Raw genomic sequence first — 22,658 nt, 5'->3', positions numbered from 1 at the left:
TATATACAATTAGAAATTGGTCTCCAGGTTGATGTAATCCAAAAACTCGCGTCTGGTGGCCTCTTCTTTAAATTTACCACCGTATTCTGCAGTTACAGTGCTACTATCCACATCGCGTATTCCACGTGAATTTACACACAAATGTTTAGCGTCTATAACGCAGGCAACATCTTTGGTGCCTAATACTGCCTGAAGTTCTTTTACGATTTGAATATTAAGTCGTTCCTGTACTTGTGGCCTTTTGGCAAAATAATCAACTATCCTGTTCATCTTGGAAAGCCCAACTACCGTACCCTTTGAAATGTAAGCTATATGTGCCCTGCCAACAATTGGAAGTAGATGGTGCTCACAGGTAGAATAAACCGTTATATTTTTTTCCACCAACATTTCACCGTATTTGTATTTATTCTCAAACGTAGAAGATTTCGGTTTTTTCTTTGGCTCTAAACCGCCAAAGAGTTCTTTTACATACATTTTAGCCACTCTGTCTGGTGTGCCACTTAAACTATCGTCCTCCATGTCGAGGCCCAACGTCAGCATAATTTCCCTGACATTTTCGCGAATGCGCTCAATTTTTTCTTCCTCACTTAAAACAAACGCATCTTTTCTCATTGGGGTTTGTTCAGACGAGGATTCATGATCGTTTCCTAAGTCTTCAAAATGTTCTTCCAATGTACTGTCTAATTTCATCCGGATACCTCTTTTTGGAAAGGCAAAGATATACATAATATGCCACTTTATAGCCTGTTTAGGGCGATACACAACATAAATTAGTGTTAAGGGGATGTACAAGGTATTTTTATAAATTCCAAATAGTATGCCTGTTCATGAAAGGTAAAAGCTTAATATTCTGTTTTTTAACAATTCTTGGGACCTGTTCACTTATTGCCCAGGTCGCAGCTGATTGCAGCAATGCTGTACCTATATGCAATAATACTCCGGTTAATGGTGGTACACAAGGATATGGCGTAGATGATTTTAATGGAGCGGCAAGGAGTGGATGTCTGGAACCGGCAATAACTGGGACGATAGAGTCTAATTCTGCCTGGTATCGTTTTCGAACATCGGCATCCGGGCAATTAGGGTTTAATATAGGTTTTGATGCTTCCGAGGACTGGGATTTTGCCTTATACCGGGCAACAGACTGCAGCAGTTTGGGAGACCCTGTCCGTTGTAACTTCTTTGATAACAGTGATGCGGAAACATTTATGGGAGTAGGGGAAGACCCTACGGGAAATACAACCACGGTGCTTTATGAAGATTGGTTACAGGTAATGCCCGGAGAGGATTACTATTTAATGATCAATAACTATAGCAACATTAATTCGGGTTTTTCGATACAATTTTCTGGAGATATTTTTATTACTAATCCTTACGATGCGCTGGACTGTTCCATTATAAATAACCTTCTGGGACCTCCCCTGGCGGCATGTGATAATGAGAACGTTATTCTCGATGCAACCACTACCAATGCTTTAAGCTATACCTGGTATAGTGATACAGGATCAGGTTTTCAAACAATAGCAGGGGCAACAGGTCCAACGCTGCAGGTGCTCGTTTCTGCGATGTACAGGGTGGAAGTGATTACTACAACCATGACGAATATAATAAGCGATGTTCAGGTGGCTTTTAATTCATCACCTATTCCAAATCCTGTCTCAGATGAAATAGTTTGTTCAGAATCTGCGGTATTTGATTTAACTCAAAAGGATAGTCAGGCCCTGGGTACTCAAGATCCTACAGCTTTCATGGTTACCTACCATAGTTCACTCAATGACGCTATTCTGGGTGTAAATTCATTAATATCACCATATCCGTTAAGTATAGGCACTGAATCCGTTTATGTTCGTACCACCTCATTAACAAATCCGCGATGTTATGATGCTTCTGAGCAGTTTCAGTTGAGTGTTGTAGCAACTCCTGTTTTAAGCTTTGCTACAGAGGTTTTTATCTGTGAAGATTCGGCAGGTGTAATCATAGGAGAAACTGTCCCTAACTCTCAATACACTTATTCCTGGGATACAGGAGAATCAACTCCAGGCATCACGGTCTCTCAGGCAGGAAATTATTCCTTAACGGTTACAAATAATCAATTGGGCCAATCCTGTTGGGCCACCAGTATTATCACAGTTGTTGTTTCTGAAACTCCGGAAATAACGGACGTTATTATAGATGATCTGCAAAACAACAATACTGTTGAAATCATTACAGATGTGGTAGGCAGCTTTGAATATCAACTAGACAATGGAGCATTTCAGGTAAGTAATATCTTCACCAATGTCCCACCTGGAGTGCATACGGTTACCATTAATGATCTTAATGGTTGTGGTTCTGTAACAGAGACCATTACCGTAGTTGGATTTCCTAGTTTTTTTACGCCTAATGGTGACGGAACTAACGATTATTGGCATATTTTGGGAGTTTCCAATCTGGAAGACCCAATGGTTTATGTATATGACAGATACGGGAAACTCTTAAAACAGTTAGATGATAGCACCCTCGGATGGGACGGTACTTTTAATGGCAGGGAATTGCCATCTTCAGATTATTGGTTTAAACTTACCTATACGGATATACAGGGCCAGCGTGTTGAAGCCAGGTATATAAATAATCATTTTGCATTAAAAAGATAATTTTTTGCCTTTTTTAGGTTGCTGTCGGTTTAGAAATAAAGTTTAGAAAAACTCCGGTGAAACATACTAAAATTTAGACCATGGAGTTATAGTATTGATTATTTGTATAAAATTAGCCCCATAATCTATGCGAACACTTGTTAGCTTCCTGTGCTGTATGCTCCTTTTCTCTATTGGAGTTAATGCACAGAACTCAGCAGATTGCCGCAGTGCTATCCCTGTTTGTGCCGATGCGCCTATTCTATCCTTTACTGATGGTCTTGGCGACGTTGATGATTTTGATCCCGATGTTATCAGGCAGACCGGTTGCCTGGAAAAAGGCAGTGTAAGTTCTGCAAACATTGAAAATAATACGTCCTGGTATGTATTCAGGGCAGGAACAGACGGTCAGATTGGTTTTGATATAGAAGCGTTACCCGCACTTGGTACTACAATAACCTCAGAATATGATTTTGCTTTATACGGACCAGACACAGATTGTGCAGATATAAGCAATGGAACGGCACAACCCATTAGATGTAATTACGAAGTAAATAGCACAAACTTTACCGGGGTAGGAGTTAATCCGGAAAATGGTCAGGAAGGAGCACCACCTTTAACTGCCAACCAAAATACGTATGATGAATGGATAGATGTTACTGCCGGAGAAGTCTATTACCTTCTGATCAACAATTTCAATACTAACTTTGATGGAAATCCTGAGCCTTTTTCATTGACCTTTACAGGCAGTTCCGTCGATGCAGATCAGAATTCAGCACTTGACTGTACCCTTAGGGATGAATTTTTAGGACTGGATATTATTGCCTGCGAAGGTGATCCCGATATAACTTTAACCGCTTTAAATTCGCCGGCCGGGCCCGATATTGCCACCGTCACCTGGACAGTCGATTACGATGATGACGGAACCATAGATGCAACCCTGCCAGGCACAGGCCCACTTGGCGCTGAGTTGATAGTAAGCAGCCCAACCTCAGGGAGGTACTTTGTTTCAATATTAACTACACTTGCAACTACCATAACAGATGATATTTTAATTACATTTTATGGAATTCCGGTTTTGCTGCCGGATCCGGACGGAATAGTTATTTTAGACGATTTATCGGATAGCAATAATGTAGAGTTTTTTGTAGATGGCGATGGCGAGTATGAATACGCTATAAACGGAGGTGAATTTCAGGATGAATCTGTATTTATGGATATCCCTCCCGGTTTGAATTCTGTTATAATCAATGACAAGAATGGATGTGGAACCACAGAGCCCATTGAATTTTTGGTAGTGGGATACCCTAAGTTTTTTACACCAAACGGAGATGGTATCCACGATGCATGGAATATTATTGGAATTGAGACACTTACAGATCCGGTAGTTTTTATTTTTGACCGGTACGGCAAATTATTAAAACAACTGGATGAAACTACCATAGGGTGGGACGGGACTTTTAACGGAAGGCCCATGCCTTCATCCGATTATTGGTTCCGCCTGGAGTACGCCCGTGATGAAGACGGAGTGCAGGTGGCCAATACCATACGGACGCACTTTTCACTTGTGAGATAAAAAAAAGCCCTGAAGTAATTCAGGGCTTTTTTCTTTATTATTTGAGTCTAGAAATTAATGGTGTACCCGAAGCTATAATTATTCATAATACCATTTACACTTGCCGGTGTTGATATTCCTACATCCGCGAGTTGAACATTAGCATCTCGCTCAGATCTGCTATAGGTAAAGTCTAATCTACTGCCTCCGAAATTATAACCTATTCCAGCCGAAAATCCATTTAAATCGCTTATAGTGATTTTATTTGCATAAGGACTTTGTTCATAACGATAACCGCCACGCAGACTTAATTGTTTTATACGGTATTCGCCGCCAATTCTAAAAGTAGATACCGCAGTAAGTTCTCTGCCAATCTGTGAATTAACTGTAGAAAAACTAGCATCTGAAGTAGGTCGCAATTCGGCATTAGACATATCCTGATAGCTGTAATCAAAACTTAAAAGGCCATTGGGGCCAAACACAAGTGCCATACTTCCATTAAACTTGCCGGGAGTCTTTACTTTATACCTTGGGAAAAGATTTACAATGTTGAAATCTATAAATCTTATATCCGGATTTTTAACTGGAGAATCCGAATTGATTCTTTGTGAAAAATCATCTGTTAAATCATACCAGGTAGCGGATTGATAACTTCCTCCCAGTCTTATATATTTATTCAATTTTGCGATGACCCCTAGGTTGAAGGAAAATGCCTGACCCCTTGAGACAAGCAGGTTGTCAAAATTTATAGATTGAATTTCTGAAGCTGTATCAAAACCGCTCTCGCTCAATTGCGTGTATTTCTCATAATAAATACTATGAAAATTCAGTGAAGCGCCCATATATAGAAAATCCTTGTATTGCGTGCCAAAATTCATAGTGAACTTGCTGTTATATCCTCTTGTTGACTGTAAAAATTCCTGATTAACAGTGTTGTATTGAGCATTAGAAATATATTCGGTATTGTTGTCATCATCAAAATCTACGGGATCAATTACCCCGGACTGAAAACCTAAAAATGCCTGTTGTGGTCCAAAACCAAGACTACTCCCTATATCAAGATAGGCATCTTCAATCAACTCGCCATCCTGAACAAACAATGGGCCTAACGGCTGGCCCTGAGCAAAGGCAAGAAAGTAGTTATCTATACCTTCATTTCCATTCCCTGAGGCAAAAAACTGATTGCTAAAATTATTTACGAGATCATAGTTAAAAGCTAAGGAGTATTTCCTCCAATCAGAATTTTTATCGTAATTTTTAAACACCATAACACCCCCTACCTGATTAATTTTAAATGAATTAAGTCGGGTATTGTTGGTTCTCCCAAAGTAGGTTGCATCGTTGTTGCGGTTGTAGTTTGTTCCGGTCATGGTAAACTGACTATTATTGAAAACCGCTGATCCTGCGGGATTGATATTCAATGCCGAAAGATCACCCCCAAGAGCTCCAAAGGCCCCGCTTAAGCCCTGAAAGCGTGTGGTTCCATGAGTGTTTTCAATACTATATCTAAGTACGTCATCAATATTCTGTGCACTTACAGTCCCACATATCAATACCAGGATGAAAATTATATTTCTTTTCATTTTATAAAAATTTAATTCTACTGATTTAAGGAATTATTGTCTGCCCCTGCTTCCTGAAGATCTTGAAGATCCCCCAGAACTTCTCATGCCACCGCCGGAACTTCTCATACCACCACCGGAACTTCTCATGCTGCCTGAAGATCTGGAAGAACCCCCGGAACTTCTATAACCACTTGAGCTTCCAGAACTTCTGGATCCCGAACTTCTATAGCCACTTGAACTTCCAGAACTTCTGGATCCTGAACTTCTATAACTACCTGAGCTTCTAGACCCCGAACTTCTTCCGGAACTATAGCCGGAGGTTCTTGGCATAGAGGATGACGACCTGGAATAACCAGAACTTCTTTGAGTGGAACCTCCATAAGCCCTACTTGCTGTATTTGATCTACTGGTAGTGCCTCTGCTATAGGTGTTGTTGCCTTGAGAATATCTTCGGTAAGTATTGCTGTTTCGTGCGCTACTTGAATATCCCGGAACAGATCGGGTACTTCTACTGGATCTGTATGCCCTGTTTCTATTTATAGCATCAGCACTAACTGTTCTTCTTGCCGTTGTGCCTGATCTATTTGCACTGGAACTTCGTGCTGAGGAAGCAGTTCTACTTGTACCTGTTCTTGAAATATTAGACCTGGAACTTGAAGCTGTTCTTCCATTTCCGCTGGTCAAACTAGATCTTCCTCTGCCTGATGTGAGATTAGATCTTCCTCTTAATGAATTTGAAGTTAAAGCATTAGTATAAGTATTGCCGTAATAACCTCTTCGGCTACTGTTGTATGAATATCTTCCATAACCATAGTAAGGATAGCCCCAACCATAACCTGGATAGCCCCAACCATAACCTGGATAGCCCCAGCCCCAGCCCCAACCTGGACCCCAGCCGCCCCAGCCCCAACCAGGATAGCCCCAATAACCGCCCCAGCCCCAGCCAAAGCCTATTCCAATACCAACACCACCCCAGCCCCAACCTGCGCCGTTGTAGTTATTAATAGTGACATTGGATGGATTATCACCCCATCCGGCGTATCCTTCGTAATCATTATAACCTTGATAATAATTTCCTTCCGGGACAACTGCAAGACTATCATTTACTACATCTCCTCCGTAATAGTCATCTACATCTGTAAAGACTTCGTCTTCCATGAATTCATCTATTTGATCCGCCTTCTGGCCAAAATAATCACCATAAATACCATCACCCTGCTGTTGTGCGGGTTGTTGTTTTTTCTTTGTATAGACCTGTTGGGTCCCTTCAGCATAGATACCATCATTATCATAATAGGAAGCCTCCTGATAGGAACCACAGGAAACCAATAATATGCCTGCAACAAGGAGCGTTGTAGCCATTATTAATTTAGGGAGGGGTAGATATTGTATCATCGCTTTAAATTTATATTGTTGAACATTCTAAAAATAGTTAGTTTTACCGAACTGTTTCGATAATAAGGACACAAGATTTGTGCCAAAGTATATTTGATGGGAAAAAATTTAACTAAAAGAAGCGAGGATTATTCCAAATGGTATAATGAGCTCGTGATCAAGGCTGATATGGCCGAAAACTCAGGCGTTAGGGGATGTATGGTGATAAAACCTTATGGTTTTGCCATTTGGGAAAAAATACAGGCGGGCCTGGATAAGATGTTCAAGGATACGGGGCATCAGAATGCCTATTTTCCATTGTTTATTCCAAAATCATATCTGAATAAAGAAGCCAGTCACGTTGAAGGATTTGCAAAGGAATGCGCGGTAGTTACCCACTACAGGCTAAAAAATGCAGAGGACGGCAGTGGTCTTGTAGTTGACGAAGACGCTAAACTGGAAGAAGAACTTATTGTAAGGCCAACCTCTGAGACTATTATCTGGGATACTTATAGAAAGTGGATTCAGTCTTACAGAGATCTTCCGCTCTTAATAAACCAATGGGCCAACGTGGTACGATGGGAAATGAGAACACGCCTGTTCCTGCGTACGACTGAATTCCTGTGGCAGGAAGGGCACACGGCTCATGAGACCGAACAGGAGGCCATAGAAGAGGCCGAATTGATCCTGAATATTTATGCGGATTTTGCCGAAAATCATATGGCTGTCCCGGTGATCAAGGGAACAAAAACCGAAAGTGAACGCTTTGCAGGGGCGATAGAAACCTATTGTATAGAAGCCCTGATGCAGGATGGAAAGGCATTACAGGCCGGAACATCCCATTTTTTGGGTCAGAACTTTGCCAAAGCTTTTGATGTAAAATTTGCAACCAGAGAAGGTAAACAAGAATATGTCTGGGCTACATCCTGGGGTGTTTCTACACGCCTGATGGGTGCTCTTATTATGACACATAGTGATGATAATGGCCTTGTTCTACCTCCTAAACTGGCCCCTATACAGGTGGTTATAGTGCCTATATACAAAGGTTTAGAACAATTAGATGCAATCTCTGAAAAGATAAACCCTTTGGTAAAAGAATTGCAAATCAAAGGTATTTCAGTTAAATACGACAAGCGCGATACGCATAAACCGGGATTTAAATTTAATGAATATGAATTAAAAGGAGTTCCCGTTAGAATCGCTATTGGGCAGCGTGATATGGAGAATGGAACCTATGAATTGGCACGCCGGGATACCCTGGAAAAACAAGTCGTACAAGCCGATGAGGTCGTTGCTAAAATTGAATTTTTACTCGAGGACATACAGCGAAATATATTTGACAAAGCCACTAATTATAGGGAGGAACACATTACTGAAGTTGATGGGTATGAAGAATTTAAAAAAGTTTTAGATCAGAAAGGAGGCTTTGTTTCAGCACATTGGGATGGTACTTCGGCTACTGAAGAAAAGGTAAAAGAAGAAACAAAAGCAACAATTAGATGTATTCCATTAGATTCCAAAAATGAAGTTGGAAGCTGCATGGTTACCGGAAAACCTTCCGCAAAAAGGGTACTCTTTGCCAAGGCATATTAAGAGTAGTCAAAAAAAAATATAATGGAGTTGGTATAGTAAAAAATAATTGTATTTTTGCATCCGCATTTATGCGCTCTAAAGGCCCGTTCGTCTAGGGGTTAGGACGCCAGGTTTTCATCCTGGTAACAGGGGTTCGATTCCCCTACGGGCTACGAAGAATATTGAATTATTGAAATGTGATCAATGAGGACATGTAGAATAATGCTTGTCTCATTTATTACTTGAACGTTAAAAAAAAAATAATGGCCCGTTCGTCTAGGGGTTAGGACGCCAGGTTTTCATCCTGGTAACAGGGGTTCGATTCCCCTACGGGCTACAAAAAAAAATAGGAAGCCCGAATAAACAAAATTTAAAAAAAGATGGCAAATCACAAGTCGGCATTAAAGAGAATCAGAAGAAATGAAGTAGTGCGATTACGTAACAGGTATCAGCACAAAACCACAAGAAACGCAATAAAAAAATTGAGGAGTGAAACCGACAAAAAAGCGGCGGAATCACTTTTGCCAACTGTGGTGAGCATGATAGATAAGCTTGCTAAACGCAATATTATACATGCAAATAAGGCGGCTAATTTAAAAAGTAAACTTACAAAGCATATTGCTGCCATATAAGTATTGGAAAAATCTATTCTAGCCCTTGCCTAACGGTTAGGGCTTTTTTTATGGTTAATTCAATGGTAAAGGTTGTTTATAAAGTGATTGCCTTTCCTGGTCATTACTAATGGCCATGGCAAAAGTGAGATGGAAATCGCCTGCGAAATGATCCCTAATTATCTTTGAAGTACTTCTTCTAAATAAAAAATCCCAATGATTTATAGTCATTGGGATTTACTTTTTTATGGGATTTTTTTACTGGCTCATCGTCAATAAAAACTCCTCATTATTTTTGGTCTGCTTAATGCGTTGCTCCATGAATTCCATAGCCTCAACCGGATTCATGTCAGCGAGATATTTCCGCATTATCCACATGCGTTGAATTGTATTTTCATCCAATAAAAGATCATCTCTTCTTGTAGAAGAAGTTACAAGGTCTATAGCAGGGAAGATTCTCCGGTTACTTATTCGCCTGTCTAATTGTAATTCCATATTACCGGTACCTTTGAATTCCTCAAAAATAACCTCATCCATCTTAGATCCGGTTTCCGTAAGGGCTGTTGCAATGATAGATAACGAACCACCGTTTTCAATATTACGAGCTGCTCCAAAAAAGCGCTTTGGTTTGTGCAGGGCATTCGCATCCACACCACCACTAAGAACTTTACCGGAAGCTGGTTGAACAGTATTGTAAGCTCTTGCAAGACGTGTAATGGAATCTAAGAGTATTACTACATCATGTCCACATTCTACCAGTCTTTTTGCCTTTTCCAATACTATATTGGCAACACGAACATGTTCGGTAGCTTCCTTATCGAAAGTGGAGGCAACAACTTCACCGCTTACATTGCGCTGCATATCCGTTACTTCCTCCGGACGTTCATCTATCAAAAGAATAATCTGATAAACTTCAGGATGATTGGCTGCAATAGCATTCGCAATATCTTTCAAGAGCATCGTTTTCCCTGTTTTTGGCTGGGAAACAATCATACCACGTTGTCCTTTTCCAATAGGGGAAAACAAGTCAATAATTCTTGTAGAAAGGGTGCTTTGGCGTTCTGCCAATTTAAATTTTTCCTGCGGGAACAATGGAGTCAGGTGCTCAAAAGAAACTCTGTCTCTTACTACCTGAGGATCCATTCCATTAATTTTATTCACCTTTATTAAGGGGAAATATTTTTCTCCTTCTTTAGGCGGACGTACATTTCCTAAAACTGTATCTCCCGTTTTCAGGCCAAACAGCCTTATTTGCGATTGGGATACATAAATATCATCGGGAGAAGAGAGGTAATTATAATCTGAAGATCTAAGAAATCCATAACCATCCTGCATGATATCAAGAACGCCTTCGCTTTCTATAATACTGTCAAATTCATATTCAGGTTGCTTGTATTTATTTTTTAGGTCTTTATCAAAATTACTTGTCTTGCTATCCTGCCCGTTTTTATGATGCTGAATTTTTTTGCTATGAGGGCCTTTGCTGTGTTGAGGATTGCTTTTTGGTTGTTCTTTATTACCCTGATATGCAGGGCTTTTTTGCTGTGAACCTTCTTTTTTTGGTTCATGCTTGACTACCTTATCTGAAGAAATGGGGTTTTTCTTGGGAACAGGCTTAAAACTTTCCTTCGGAACATGAGGTTTGTCCCGTTTTTCCGGTGCTTTTTCCTTTACCGCCACTGTTGTCGCTTGCACAGCTTTGGGATTACTAGCCTGTAAATCAAGGATTTGGTATACCAAATCAAGTTTTTTTAAGGTCTTGTATTTGGGAACGCTTAAATCTTTAGCAATATCCTGTAGCTCAGGCAGCTTTTTTGCTTTTAAATCTGAAATCTCAAACATTGAGTATAAAATAAATTATAGTATATAAAAATTGGAGTATATTATTTTTTTTTGGGTATTACATGGGATTGAGACCCCAATAGGTAAGTGTTATAACTACTAACGCCACAATATTACAAATTATTTTAAACAAATCATCTCTTATTACTTATTAATTTATTTCTCCCTCTTTTCGTTTTAACATATGATTTGCACAAATAGATTGTATCTAAACCGTTTAGTTATAGCTGATGCCATAATCTTACACAACTGGGAAGCTATTTTTTATTTTAAATTTTATGGTAATGTTTTAAAAGACATGTACTTTTGCACTTCTATTTTTAGATGAACTATGATTCAGCGCATACAAACTGTTTATTTAATTTTGGTGGCTCTCTTTACCGGAGCGTTACCTTTTTATTTAACCCTTTGGACTGGAAGTGAAGGAAATACCTTTTTTGCGATGGATATTAGTTGGGTTGCCTTTATTTTTGCAGCTTCTTCAGCTTTGGCGCTCATCACTATCTTTTTATTCAAGAACCGAAAAAATCAATTTGTTTTTAACAGATTGAATATGATATTAAATCTTTTTTTACTGGGATTTTTCGTTTACCGATCACTAAACTTATCCGGAGAGACCTCGGTCTCTGAGAAGGGTATTGGGATGCTGATTCCTGTATTTTCTATCGTTTTTTTAGTCCTGGCTAACAGGGCCATAAAAAAGGATGAGGATCTTGTAAAATCTGTTGATCGCTTACGTTAAACCTAACATCTTAGTAGTATTAGTGCGCAAGACCCAGGGGTAGTTCCCTGGGTTTTTTGTATATATTTTGGCGCTTCCTCCTTCGCCCTCATTAAATTCGGGCTGCGGATGACCGGGCTTTTCGCTGTATCTTTTTTGCTTTTCTCCCGATTGCGCTCAAGATGATTGCAAAAAAGGATGCCGCTACTATCCCTAGCGCTTTCCCAATTCTATTACCTCCAGATTCTTTATCTCTTCGTTGTCTATATCAAACCTGAGCATAGTCCTGACTTGATGAAAACCGTTCTTTCCGCAGGAACCGGGATTCATGTGTAAAAGATTTAGTTTTTTGTCCCACATTACCTTAAGAATATGGGAATGGCCTGAGATAAATAGTTTAGGCGGATGCTGTTTGATTTCTTCCCTGATTCTCCTATCATACCTGTTGGGATAGCCCCCAATATGGGTAATCCAAACAGATACATGTTCGCATGTAAACCGGTTGTCTAATGGAAATTCCTTTTGTATTTTATGATCATCAATATTTCCATAGACAGCTCGAACAGGTTTTATTTTAGCTAGCGCATCGGTAACTTCAAAGGAACCAATATCACCTGCATGCCAAATTTCATCGGCCTGTTTGGCATACTTAAGGATAGTATCATCAATATAGCCATGGGTATCGGAGAGAAGTAAGATGTGGGTCATTTCAGTAAGAATTTAAAACCGCGTACAAGAGTCAAATAGCCCTGTTTCGCGTTTACAAAGCTATTGTTCAGATTAAGGCAACCCGGAAGCTCCTTAATACTAATAGTTAACTTCGTTATCTTTGCCTTTTACAAAAATAGATAATAGCTTGAGATATTTTGTCGCTTTTTCATACTTCGGACAGGCCTATCACGGATGGCAGCGACAGCCAAACGCTTCTACTGTTCAGCAGATACTAGAAGAATCATTAAGTACATTGCTGAAATCGCCCATAAACCTTGTTGGTGCAGGCAGGACAGATGCTGGAGTCCATGCAAAAAATATGTATGCACATTTTGATTTTCAGGAAATCAATAGTCTGACAGACCTTACTTACAGATTAAATGCCTTTTTGCCAGAGGATATTGCTATCCAAAAGATTAGTGTAGTCCCGGGGGATGCACATGCTCGTTTTGATGCTGTGCAACGAACCTATGAGTATTGGATAGTACAAGAAAAGAATCCATTTTACAAGGATACTGCGCATTATGTAAAACACTTATTGGATATTCCGGCAATGAATAAAGCAGCCGCCCTTTTGTTGGAGTATGATGACTTTGAGTGCTTTTCTAAATCAAATACAGATGTTAAAACGTATCTGTGCAAAATTAAATCTGCGACCTGGAATTTAACAGGGGAAAAGCTTGTTTTTACAATTACAGCAGACCGGTTTCTAAGGAATATGGTGCGCGCCATAGTTGGAACCTTTCTGGATGTTGGTCTTGGAAAAATAGCTCCGGAAGATGTTAAGACTATTATAAAAAGCAAGGATCGACGCACCGCTGGTGCCTCCGTCCCGGCAAAAGGCTTATATTTGACGAAAGTTTCATACCCTTCAACCATTCTGGATTTTAATGGAGAAAGACACCGGAAAAGCATTTGATTTTAGACTCTTCAAACGAGTTATAGCCCATACTAAACCCTATAGACTTACATTTTATGGAGTGGCCCTGGCTGCCATTTTTCTTTCAGGTTTTGCGGTTTTAACTCCCCTTATAGTTGGTGAAATTATCGATGGTGCTGTTAAACAGGGTGATTCTGAAAAGCTTTTATTTCTTATCCTGGCAATGGCTGCCGTACTTTTCGGACAGGTGCTCAGCCAGCTTAGTTTTAATTATTATGCAAATTGGCTTGGCGAATCGGTTATTAGAGATATCCGGATTAACCTTTTTAAAAAAATGATTGGGTTCAAAATGAAGTATTTTGATAATTCTTCAATTGGATTACTCGTTACCCGTGCTGTAGCTGATTTGCAGCGTATTGGTGAGATTTTTAGTCAGGGATTTTTTGTTATCGTATCGGATCTTCTTAAAATGATCGTTGTGGCCATGGTTATGTTGATCATCAATTGGAAATTGGCGCTGATTGTGTTTGCGGTTCTTCCGGTAATTTTATATGCTACCAGACTATTCCAACGCGCAATGAAGAAAGCTTTTATAGATGTAAGGGCTGAGGTTTCCAACCTGAATTCCTTTGTTCAGGAGCGTTTAACAGGAATGAAAATTGTTCAGCTGTTTACCAGAGAAAAAATAGAAAGTGTTAAGTTTCGGGAAATTAATGAAAAACACATGAATGCCTGGCTTAAAACAGTTTGGTATAATTCTTTCTTCTTTCCTATTGCAGATATTGTTTCATCTATTACGGTGGGGTTAATAGTTTGGTATGGGGGCCTTCAAAACGTGACCAATATTCAATTAGATGAATACGGGACAATTTTTGCCTTTATCCTATTATCCGGTATGTTATTTCAACCCTTAAGACAGATTGCTGATAAATTCAATACTCTTCAAATGGGGATGGTAGCAGCAAACAGGGTTTTTAAAATTTTGGATACAAGCAGTCATATTGAAGATATTGGGACTGTTGAAAAAGATCATGTACTAGGAAATATTAAATTTTCAAATGTTCATTTCGGTTACCTTGAAGATGAAGAAGTACTACACGGGATTTCCTTTGACGTTCAAGTGGGTCAGACCGTGGCCATTGTTGGTGCTACAGGGGCCGGAAAATCAACAATTATCAATCTCTTAAATCGTTTTTATGAGATTAATTCAGGTGAGATCCTGGTAGATAATGTAAATATTACCAATTACAGGTTGGCTTCACTACGCAGGAACATAGCTGTTGTATTGCAGGATGTCTTTCTTTTTGCAGATACCATAGCCAACAATATTTCCCTCAGGGATAAAACGATTTCTTTAGAGAGTATTGAGGAGGCTGCAAAGCAAATAGGTGTTCATGAGTTCATCAACAGTTTACCCGGTGGATACCAATACAATGTAAAAGAAAGGGGAACTATGCTTTCCAGCGGGCAGAGGCAGCTAATTGCTTTCTTGCGGGCTTATGTGAGTAATCCCAGCATCTTGGTCCTGGATGAAGCTACATCCTCCGTAGATACCTATTCTGAACAGCTGATCCAAAAGGCGACAGAAAAAATTACCGACGGCAGGACTTCAATTATTATTGCACACCGTCTCGCCACAGTGAAAAAGGCGGATAAAATCCTGGTTATGGATGCCGGTAAAATTGTGGAGAGTGGCACACACAAGGAGTTACTCAAAAAAGGTGGCTATTACAATAAACTCTATGAGGCCCAGTTTATGGCTGAGGAAGTGGCTTAGCACCTTTTTTATTAATTCTTCACCGGTTTAAGATCTTCCAAAGTAATTGTTCCAGTTGCGAAAAGTATAGCATAGAAAGCCATAATTAAGCCAAAATACCCAATTAAGGCTAAAATCATAAACAGACAAGTTCTTAATAAAACTTGGCCCATTGAGAGCTTATTTATCCTCTGCATCACATAAACCGAGAACACAAACATTATAGGCAGCATAATTGTAGACATCATCACATAATTTTGTGGGTCTAGGGTTAATACAATTAGGCTAATAAGGAAAGATAGGATACTAAATTGGGCTAAAGTATATAACATAACTACCAGGTATTCAGAGAATAAATATCCTTTCTTATTAAAAGTTAGCCATCCGGCAATCCCAAAGATTGGTATAAATAAAATAAATACTAAGGATGAAAAGTCGTATATGACGGGCATTATTTTTTCATAAAATACAGGGTTTACTCCTTGATTAAAGACATCCATGTCCATCTCCTCTAAGACAAAAACTTTTTGCATTAAAAAGTAAAGCAGACCGGAAAGAGTTAGCGCAATCCCTAAATAATTTATCGGGTTTAGGTATTTTTTTCTAATTCCCGAAATATAGCCATCAATAACCAGCTCTGGTTTGGTGAACAAATGAATAAATGTCCTTAAGAAAGTATTGTCGAGGTCAAAATAGTGCTCGGTAACATAATGCGACAGGTTTTTAAAAGTTAATCTGTTGCGTATTATTCTAGCCCCGCAATCAGGACAGTAGTTAAAATTTTCGTTTAGAATGGTACCGCAGTTTTTGCAATCCATAGCTAGAGCAAATCTAATTTAATCCTGTTAGCCAATTCAGATAAGTCCTTATACGGTACAAATTCACCATTGTTTATATAAGAGATCAATCCGGTTTCTTCACTAAGTACTAAGGCAAGTGCGTCTGTACGCTCCGTAATTCCCACAGCTGCCCGGTGTCTCAAACCAAAACGCAAAGGAATATTACGCTCATTGGATAAAGGTAATATGACTCTCGTAGCTGTTATATAATTATTCTCTATAATGGCCGCCCCATCATGTAACGGACTATTCTTATAAAAGATACTTTCCAGGATGGGTTGATTAACTTCCACATTCATAGCATCTCCGGAAGATTTTACAAAATCAAGAGAATTACTTCGCTTCATAACCAAAATGGCCCCCGTCCTGCTTCTGCTCATTTTGTCGCAAGCCTTGAGCACTGCATCAACATCCAGTTTGGAAGCAATAACTTCCTGTCTTAAAAATTTAAATCGTTTTACAAAATTCCGTTTATTGGCAAAATTGGTAGAACCAATCATAAGCAGGAATTTTCGTATTTCCTGCTGAAAAACAACAATTAATGCGATTAAACCAACCGACATAAAGCCACCAACCACACTACTGATCATTTTCATATCCAGTAATTGGGTCAATTTCCAAAATCCCCAAACGATAACAATTCCAATAAAGATATTGATAGCGACAGTGCCTCGTACCAGTTTGTAGATATAATATAGAAGTATAGCCACAAGGAGGATGTCTATGATGTCCGTGATTCTAAAATCCAGAAAGTTAAAAAAGTCCAATCCTTGTCGTTTTTGTAAAATTAGAAAAAATAGGGGAACAAAAAATTAATCTTCAGTTTGCTTTAAAGCTTCCAATAATTCAATGCACTCCACTGCTTCTTTAACGTCATGAACTCTCAAAATATTGGCCCCTTTGGTTAATGCATAGGTGTTTAGGGCAGTGGTACCATTCAGCGCCTGATCTGGATTAGTACCTAAGGTCTTATAGATCATGGACTTTCTGCTTAAACCAACAAGAATTGGAAGCCCAAAAGTCTTAAAGAGATTCAGATGTTGTAACAAAGAAAAATTCTGAAAAGTATTCTTGGCAAACCCAAAACCCGGATCCAGGATAATATCATTAATACCGTAAGATTTGGCAACAGAAACTTTTTCTGAAAAATAATAGAGGATTTCTTCCAACAGATTGCTGTAATTGGTTTGTTGTGACATGTTCTGTGGATTTCCTTTCATGTGCATCATTACATATGGGACCTTAAATTCCGATATGGTTTGCATCATTTTATCATCCATATTTCCGGCAGATATATCATTGATCATTGCAGCTCCATTTTCAAGGCAATGCCGGGCAACAACACTTCTGAAAGTATCTATAGACAAATAGATATCCGGAAAATTAGTAATCAGCAGATTTACAACGGGCAAAATCCTTTTTAATTCTTCTTCTTCAGAAATATTAGTCGCACCCGGTTTTGAACTATAGGCCCCCACGTCCACAAAAGTGGCTCCTTCGTCCAGTAATTTTTCTACCTGTTTTAAAATAGAGACTTCATCCTTGTATTTTCCTCCATCATAAAAAGAATCGGGGGTAATATTTAAAACCCCCATAACTTTAGGCTTTTTTAAATCAATCAATGTGCCCTTGCAATTTATTGTCATAGGATTTTTTTAAACCATTTGGAGTGCAAATTATTTTGAAGACCAAGATTAATCTACGAACTTTGATGTTTCCATTATTTTGGGTGAAATTTACGCAAATTAGAACAATTTACATGCAGCAAACCTCGGAACAATACGATGGCATAATAACTACTTGCAGGGACTTATTTTCAAAGAAGATGAAAGATTATGGAAGTGCCTGGCGAATATTAAGGCTCCCTTCTTTAACAGATCAAATTTATATTAAGGCTCAGCGAATTAGAAGTTTACAGGAAAACGAGGTCCGAAAAGTAGACGAAGGCGAAAAATCTGAATTTATTGGGATTATCAATTACTCCATAATGGCACTCATTCAATTGGAAAAGGGAGTTGCACAGGAACCTGATTTACCTCCGGCAGAAGCCATTAGTTTATACAACAAGCATGTGGGGATTACCAAATCGCTTATGGAAAATAAGAATCATGACTATGGGGAAGCCTGGCGCGATATGCGGGTAAGTTCATTGACTGATCTTATTATTCAAAAATTATTAAGAGTTAAACAAATTGAGGATAATAAAGGGAAAACTTTGGTTAGCGAAGGAATTGAAGCGAACTATCAGGATATCATCAATTATTCTGTCTTTGCCCTGATTCATATGAACGAATCTAACAATCAAAAAATTCAATAAACAGTATGAAACACTTGGTTGGCTTTTCACGAGTTTTTGTTGGAATACTATTTATTATCAGTGGTTTTATTAAGCTTAATGATCCGGTTGGTTTTTCATTCAAATTGGAAGAATATTTTAGTCAGGGAGTCCTCGATTTACCATTTTTAATGCCTTATGCTCTGGCAATATCAATTTTTGTAGTCATTTTTGAAGTGGTATTAGGCGTATTTCTCCTTATAGGTTATCGCAAGTGTTTTACACTCTGGAGTCTTTTACTCATGATTGTGTTTTTTACTTTTCTTACCTTTTATTCTGCTTATTTCAATAAGGTAACAGATTGCGGTTGTTTTGGAGACGCAATTAAATTGACCCCATGGGAGTCATTCACAAAAGATGTAGTCCTGCTGGTGCTTATCCTAATTTTATACCTTGGCAGGCAACATATCAAGCCACTTTTTAGTCAGGGGGTGAGACAAATAATAGCTTTGGTAGCTGTAGTTATATGTATTATTTATGGAAACTATGTGCTTAACCATTTACCTGTAATCGACTTCAGGCCCTATGAGATTGGGGCCAATATAGAAGATGGCATGGAATTTCCCGAAGACGCTCCCAACGCCATATTTGAATATGCATGGAAATTCAATGTAAACGGAGAGGAACAAGTATTGGTTACACAAGGAGAATACCCTGAGGTTGATGGTGATTTTATAAGTGTAGAGACCAAAGAAATACAGAAGGGGTATGAACCTCCAATTCATGATTTTACAATAGAACAACAAGGCGAAGATTTTACGGCTTTGTTAATGCAGGAAGCTAAATTACTTATAGTGGTTGCCTATGATTTAGCCAAAAGCGAATATGAAGCCTTTGAAAAAATAAAAATAGTTTCCGATAAAGCTGATGCACTGGGGTATAAAGTTATAGGAATGTCTGCCTCGAATGAGGATTGGACACGAAAAATAATAGAAGAATATCAACTGGGATTTGAATTTTATTTTACCGATGAGACAACCCTGAAGACCATTGTTCGGTCTAACCCCGGACTTTTAATCCTGGAACGGGGCACTATTACTCAAAAGGTACACTTTAATGATATTGAAGACTTGGAGCTTGAATAATTTATGGAGTCCTGACCATACAGTAATCGGTAATGAATAACTAGAAACAAACAACACTTATTGTAAACATAAAAAAACTAGAAATGAGAAGTAAAATAGTAGCCGGGAATTGGAAAATGAACAAGAACTTAAGTGAAACCAAGGCTTTGTTGAGTGAATTATTAGAAAAATTACCGAAGACAGAGGCAGAGGTTATTGTGGCCCCTACATATGTTAATCTGGAAAGTGCGGCCCGTATGCTGCAATCATCAGACATAAAAGTCGCTGCCCAGAATATGCATTTTGCCAAAAGTGGGGCTTATACCGGTGAAATTTCTGCGGATATGCTTCTAAACATCAATGTGGATACCGTAATTATCGGGCATTCAGAGCGCAGGGCATATTTTGGAGAAACAGATGATCTTCTGGCCAAAAAAGTGGAAGCTGCATTGGCAAATAACATGCAGGTAATATTTTGCTTTGGAGAAGAATTGGAGGAGCGAAAGGCGGGCAATCATTTCAATGTCGTAGAATCCCAGCTTAAAAACGGTCTTTTTAACTTACCAGCTGAGGCGTGGCAACATATAGTTCTTGCCTATGAACCAGTCTGGGCCATAGGTACAGGAGAAACTGCCTCTCCGGAACAGGCTCAGGAAATGCACGCCTTTATCCGTAAGACGATTACAGAAGCCTATGATTCGTCAATAGCGAATGAAGTATCCATTTTGTATGGAGGAAGCGTAAAACCTTCGAATGCCCAGGAGATTTTCTCAAAACCTGATGTGGATGGGGGATTAATAGGCGGGGCAGCTTTGGTAGCAGATGACTTCATTGCCATTATTAAGGCCATCTGAATTTTTATGGAAGAACTCTTTCTGGAATATCGATTTTCGATAAATCCATTACAACCTGCTGTGGATATCTTAATAGCTGAGCTGGCCGAACTGGGTTTTGACAGTTTTTTGGAAACCCGGGGTGGTTTACTGGCTTATGTTAAAAAGGAGTTATGGAACCCCGTGTCTCTAAGAAACGTCCAGATCCTTGCCAATGAAGATTTTGATATTGATTATGAAGTATCTGAAATAGTACAGGAAAACTGGAATGAACAATGGGAAAAGAATTTTGAACCTATTAATGTAGATAATCAATGTGTTGTAAGAGCCCCATTTCATAAAAAGCAGGATGTTGCCTATGATATAGTTATAACTCCTAAGATGAGTTTTGGTACCGGGCACCATGAAACTACGCATATGATGCTTGAAATGGTTTTGGCATTAGATTTCAAGGATAAGTCTGTATTGGATATGGGTTGTGGAACCGGTGTTTTGGCCATTCTGGCCGCAATGAAAGGAGCCCGGTCTGTGGATGCAATTGATATAGATAACTGGAGTTATCTGAATGCTATGGAAAATGTTTCTGGTAATGGCTGTGAACAGATTAAGGTGTTTGAAGGTGATGCTGATTTATTGACAGATCAACGCTACGATATCATCTTAGCAAATATTAACCGAAATATTTTGCTATCAGATATCTCAGTTTATGCAGGGCATCTGAAAAAAGATGGGGTATTACTTTTAAGTGGTTTTTATAAAGAAGATATTGCTCTTATTTCAAAGGAATGTGCCGTCCACGGACTTTCATTTCAAGAAAATCTGGAAAAAAATAACTGGGTTGCCTCAAAATATGTATTTTAGTTCATACAAAAACCTATCTGTATGAGTACTAAGGAAAAAGTATCCGAAGAACTACTTTTGGATGAGGAGACGTTAAAACAAAATGAAATAGTATTGTTCAATGATGAAGTAAATACCTTTGAGCATGTTATTCATACGTTAATTAATGTTTGTGAACATACCGCAGAGCAGGCAGAACAATGTTCATTAATAGTTCATTACAAAGGCAAATGCACGGTCAAAACAGGGGAATATAAGGAATTAGAACCCCGTTGCAGCAAATTATTACAAGCAGGCTTGAGTGCTGAGATTGTTTGAGTTTTTAATGTTCTGTATGTTTAATAAGAGAGATAATATTCTTTTCTTACCTTTAAAAGAATAGTTCCTCTTTATGCGCTTGGTTTGAGAATTACCTTCATGGCAGATAAGGATGTAATCAGAATCATAGACATTTGCACGTCACATTTTCTTTATAAAAATTTTACTTTATTTCCTGGAATATGCTGTATATGATCGATAAACTCATAGGCGATTTAGAGAGTCATTTCTTTATAACAGACGATACACGTAAGTACTAAAAATAGTTTTATTTAATTTTAATTTGTGATAATAGGGCTGGGCCGTTCTTCCTTCCCTTTTTTTTATTACTTTGAACGTTGAAAATTATTATAAAGGTTCGAAGTCACTTATCATGATCTAAAAGAACCTTTTAGATTTTAAAACTAAATGTCTGGTAAAATGAGTAAACTTAGTGTCATGCCCTTTTTAAAAGGAAGGTTTGGATTTTTCATTGGTTTGTTGTTCTTAATTAGTTGTTCTCCTGATAAGAAGAAGGATGCAGAAGAATCAAAACCTGAATCAGAACCCGGAATAGTTTTAGTTAAAACACCTAAAGCCGAAGTTTATACCACAGCCCATAAAACCGATCTAAAACTTTCAAAGTCTTCAGGTTTAAATTTTGGGGACTTTAAACAGCCTTTGGAAACTGAAATTGACGTACTCGTTGATCCTACCAAACAATTTCAAACGTTTATGGGAATTGGTGCGGCTTTAACCGATGCTGCCGCTGAAACTTTTTACAAGCTCTCCGAAGAAAATCAGGAAAGATTTTTAGAAGCTTACTACAGTAAGGAAAACGGGATAGGGTATTCTTTGGGAAGAACCATAATCCATAGCTGTGATTTCTCTAGTGGTAGCTATACCTATATAGAAGAAGGAGATGCGGAATTAAAAACTTTCAATATTGATCACGATCGCCAATACCGACTGCCGTTTACCAAAAAAGCGATCGCAGCAGCAGGTGGTGAATTACTCATGTATGCCAGTCCCTGGAGTCCGCCTGCGTTTATGAAAACGAATAACAATATGTTGCAGGGCGGCAAGCTTAAACCCGAATTTTATCAGTCCTGGGCCAACTATTATGTGAAATTTATTGAGGCCTATGAAGCAGAGGGAATCCCATTATGGGGACTTACCATTCAAAATGAACCCATGGCTGTTCAACGATGGGAATCTTGTATTTATACTGCCGAGGAAGAACGCGATTTT

Annotated in this window: 22 protein-coding genes and 2 tRNA genes; 15 read left to right on the top strand and 9 right to left on the bottom strand. The window is 38.7% G+C overall.

The features are described 5' to 3' along the window. Positions 1-9: 9 nt before the first annotated feature. Positions 10-690 (bottom strand): GTP cyclohydrolase I FolE, encoded by a 681-nt coding sequence (folE, locus tag WBM60_RS05440; RefSeq protein WP_424260976.1) that lies wholly within the window; start codon positions 688-690, stop codon positions 10-12. A gap of 137 nt (positions 691-827) precedes the next feature. On the opposite strand from folE, the gene WBM60_RS05435 reads away from it, so the two are divergent. Then, the gene (locus WBM60_RS05435; RefSeq protein WP_424260974.1) at positions 828-2,633 is read left to right on the top strand and encodes a T9SS type B sorting domain-containing protein; all 1,806 of its coding nucleotides are present in this window, start codon (positions 828-830) and stop codon (positions 2,631-2,633) included. 127 nt (positions 2,634-2,760) lie between these two features. After that, positions 2,761-4,188 carry a T9SS type B sorting domain-containing protein gene (locus WBM60_RS05430; protein WP_424260972.1) on the top strand — a complete coding sequence of 476 codons (1,428 nt, stop codon included), beginning with the start codon at positions 2,761-2,763 and terminating at the stop codon, positions 4,186-4,188. A 47-nt stretch (positions 4,189-4,235) separates the two neighbouring features. Here the strand turns inward: WBM60_RS05430 and WBM60_RS05425 are convergent, their stop codons facing one another. After that, positions 4,236-5,750, bottom strand: a complete 1,515-nt coding sequence (locus WBM60_RS05425) for an OmpP1/FadL family transporter (protein WP_424279206.1) — start codon at positions 5,748-5,750, stop codon at positions 4,236-4,238. A gap of 33 nt (positions 5,751-5,783) precedes the next feature. After that, complete coding sequence (locus tag WBM60_RS05420; RefSeq protein WP_424276810.1) at positions 5,784-7,127, bottom strand: hypothetical protein; 1,344 nt, start codon at positions 7,125-7,127, stop codon at positions 5,784-5,786. A 96-nt stretch (positions 7,128-7,223) separates the two neighbouring features. Here WBM60_RS05420 and proS point away from each other — a divergent pair, with 96 nt between their 5' ends. The 4 genes from proS (at position 7,224) to rpsT (ending at position 9,310) form a co-directional block, all read left to right on the top strand. After that, positions 7,224-8,699 carry a proline--tRNA ligase gene (gene proS, locus WBM60_RS05415; protein WP_424263760.1) on the top strand — a complete coding sequence of 492 codons (1,476 nt, stop codon included), beginning with the start codon at positions 7,224-7,226 and terminating at the stop codon, positions 8,697-8,699. Positions 8,700-8,779: 80 nt separating this feature from the next. After that, a tRNA-Glu gene (locus WBM60_RS05410) sits at positions 8,780-8,851 on the top strand. A gap of 92 nt (positions 8,852-8,943) precedes the next feature. Next, a tRNA-Glu gene (locus tag WBM60_RS05405) sits at positions 8,944-9,015 on the top strand. A gap of 43 nt (positions 9,016-9,058) precedes the next feature. After that, on the top strand, positions 9,059-9,310 hold the full coding sequence (gene rpsT / locus WBM60_RS05400; protein WP_297705389.1) for a 30S ribosomal protein S20: 252 nt from the start codon (positions 9,059-9,061) through the stop codon (positions 9,308-9,310). A gap of 54 nt (positions 9,311-9,364) precedes the next feature. Here rpsT and WBM60_RS05395 read toward each other — a convergent pair whose 3' ends face one another. Together WBM60_RS05395 and rho are read right to left on the bottom strand one after the other, a co-directional pair. Beyond that, a complete protein-coding gene (locus tag WBM60_RS05395; protein WP_424278515.1) occupies positions 9,365-9,520 on the bottom strand; it encodes a hypothetical protein in 156 nt (51 codons plus the stop codon). A gap of 27 nt (positions 9,521-9,547) precedes the next feature. Further along, on the bottom strand, positions 9,548-11,131 hold the full coding sequence (gene rho, locus WBM60_RS05390; protein ID WP_424263763.1) for a transcription termination factor Rho: 1,584 nt from the start codon (positions 11,129-11,131) through the stop codon (positions 9,548-9,550). Positions 11,132-11,462: 331 nt separating this feature from the next. Between rho and WBM60_RS05385 the strand changes: the two genes are divergently transcribed. Continuing rightward, positions 11,463-11,873 (top strand): DUF4293 domain-containing protein, encoded by a 411-nt coding sequence (locus WBM60_RS05385; RefSeq protein WP_424263765.1) that lies wholly within the window; start codon positions 11,463-11,465, stop codon positions 11,871-11,873. Positions 11,874-12,065: 192 nt separating this feature from the next. Here the strand turns inward: WBM60_RS05385 and WBM60_RS05380 are convergent, their stop codons facing one another. Beyond that, positions 12,066-12,560 (bottom strand): metallophosphoesterase family protein, encoded by a 495-nt coding sequence (locus WBM60_RS05380; RefSeq protein WP_424277553.1) that lies wholly within the window; start codon positions 12,558-12,560, stop codon positions 12,066-12,068. Between the two features lie 148 nt (positions 12,561-12,708). On the opposite strand from WBM60_RS05380, the gene truA reads away from it, so the two are divergent. After that, a complete protein-coding gene (gene truA, locus WBM60_RS05375) occupies positions 12,709-13,482 on the top strand; it encodes a tRNA pseudouridine(38-40) synthase TruA (RefSeq protein WP_424282837.1) in 774 nt (257 codons plus the stop codon). Then, positions 13,454-15,220 (top strand): ABC transporter ATP-binding protein, encoded by a 1,767-nt coding sequence (locus WBM60_RS05370; protein ID WP_424263771.1) that lies wholly within the window; start codon positions 13,454-13,456, stop codon positions 15,218-15,220. The genes truA and WBM60_RS05370 overlap by 29 nt, the downstream gene beginning before the upstream one ends. Before the next feature lie 11 nt (positions 15,221-15,231). Here the strand turns inward: WBM60_RS05370 and WBM60_RS05365 are convergent, their stop codons facing one another. From WBM60_RS05365 to folP, 3 genes are read right to left on the bottom strand one after another with little or no spacing between them, the layout of a single operon-like run. Next, positions 15,232-16,017: a DUF3667 domain-containing protein gene (locus WBM60_RS05365; protein WP_424282836.1), complete on the bottom strand. Its 786-nt coding sequence runs from the start codon at positions 16,015-16,017 to the stop codon at positions 15,232-15,234. A gap of 2 nt (positions 16,018-16,019) precedes the next feature. Continuing rightward, entirely contained in the window at positions 16,020-16,805 is a 786-nt protein-coding gene (locus tag WBM60_RS05360) for a diadenylate cyclase (RefSeq protein WP_424282835.1), read from the bottom strand. Between the two features lie 45 nt (positions 16,806-16,850). Next, positions 16,851-17,684, bottom strand: a complete 834-nt coding sequence (gene folP, locus WBM60_RS05355; RefSeq protein ID WP_424282834.1) for a dihydropteroate synthase — start codon at positions 17,682-17,684, stop codon at positions 16,851-16,853. Positions 17,685-17,797: 113 nt separating this feature from the next. Here folP and WBM60_RS05350 point away from each other — a divergent pair, with 113 nt between their 5' ends. The 6 genes from WBM60_RS05350 to WBM60_RS05325 all read left to right on the top strand — a co-directional run. Beyond that, the gene (locus WBM60_RS05350) at positions 17,798-18,355 is read left to right on the top strand and encodes a DUF1599 domain-containing protein (RefSeq protein WP_424263779.1); all 558 of its coding nucleotides are present in this window, start codon (positions 17,798-17,800) and stop codon (positions 18,353-18,355) included. Between the two features lie 5 nt (positions 18,356-18,360). Continuing rightward, complete coding sequence (locus WBM60_RS05345) at positions 18,361-19,458, top strand: BT_3928 family protein (protein WP_424263781.1); 1,098 nt, start codon at positions 18,361-18,363, stop codon at positions 19,456-19,458. Between the two features lie 83 nt (positions 19,459-19,541). Then, positions 19,542-20,291 carry a triose-phosphate isomerase gene (tpiA, locus tag WBM60_RS05340; protein WP_424276826.1) on the top strand — a complete coding sequence of 250 codons (750 nt, stop codon included), beginning with the start codon at positions 19,542-19,544 and terminating at the stop codon, positions 20,289-20,291. A 6-nt stretch (positions 20,292-20,297) separates the two neighbouring features. Next, positions 20,298-21,131, top strand: coding sequence for a 50S ribosomal protein L11 methyltransferase (gene prmA / locus WBM60_RS05335; RefSeq protein WP_424263785.1), 834 nt, complete (start codon positions 20,298-20,300; stop codon positions 21,129-21,131). A gap of 21 nt (positions 21,132-21,152) precedes the next feature. Further along, entirely contained in the window at positions 21,153-21,428 is a 276-nt protein-coding gene (locus tag WBM60_RS05330) for an ATP-dependent Clp protease adaptor ClpS (protein WP_299160749.1), read from the top strand. A 420-nt stretch (positions 21,429-21,848) separates the two neighbouring features. After that, positions 21,849-22,658, top strand: an 810-nt coding sequence (locus tag WBM60_RS05325; RefSeq protein ID WP_424282833.1) for a glycoside hydrolase family 30 protein, incomplete at its 3' end; no start/stop codon positions are given.

This window comes from Eudoraea sp. (assembly GCF_049669105.1).
GTDB lineage: Bacteria > Bacteroidota > Bacteroidia > Flavobacteriales > Flavobacteriaceae > Eudoraea.
The sequence above is the reverse complement of the archived record's forward strand: the minus strand, read 5'-3'. Positions and strand labels throughout refer to the sequence as shown.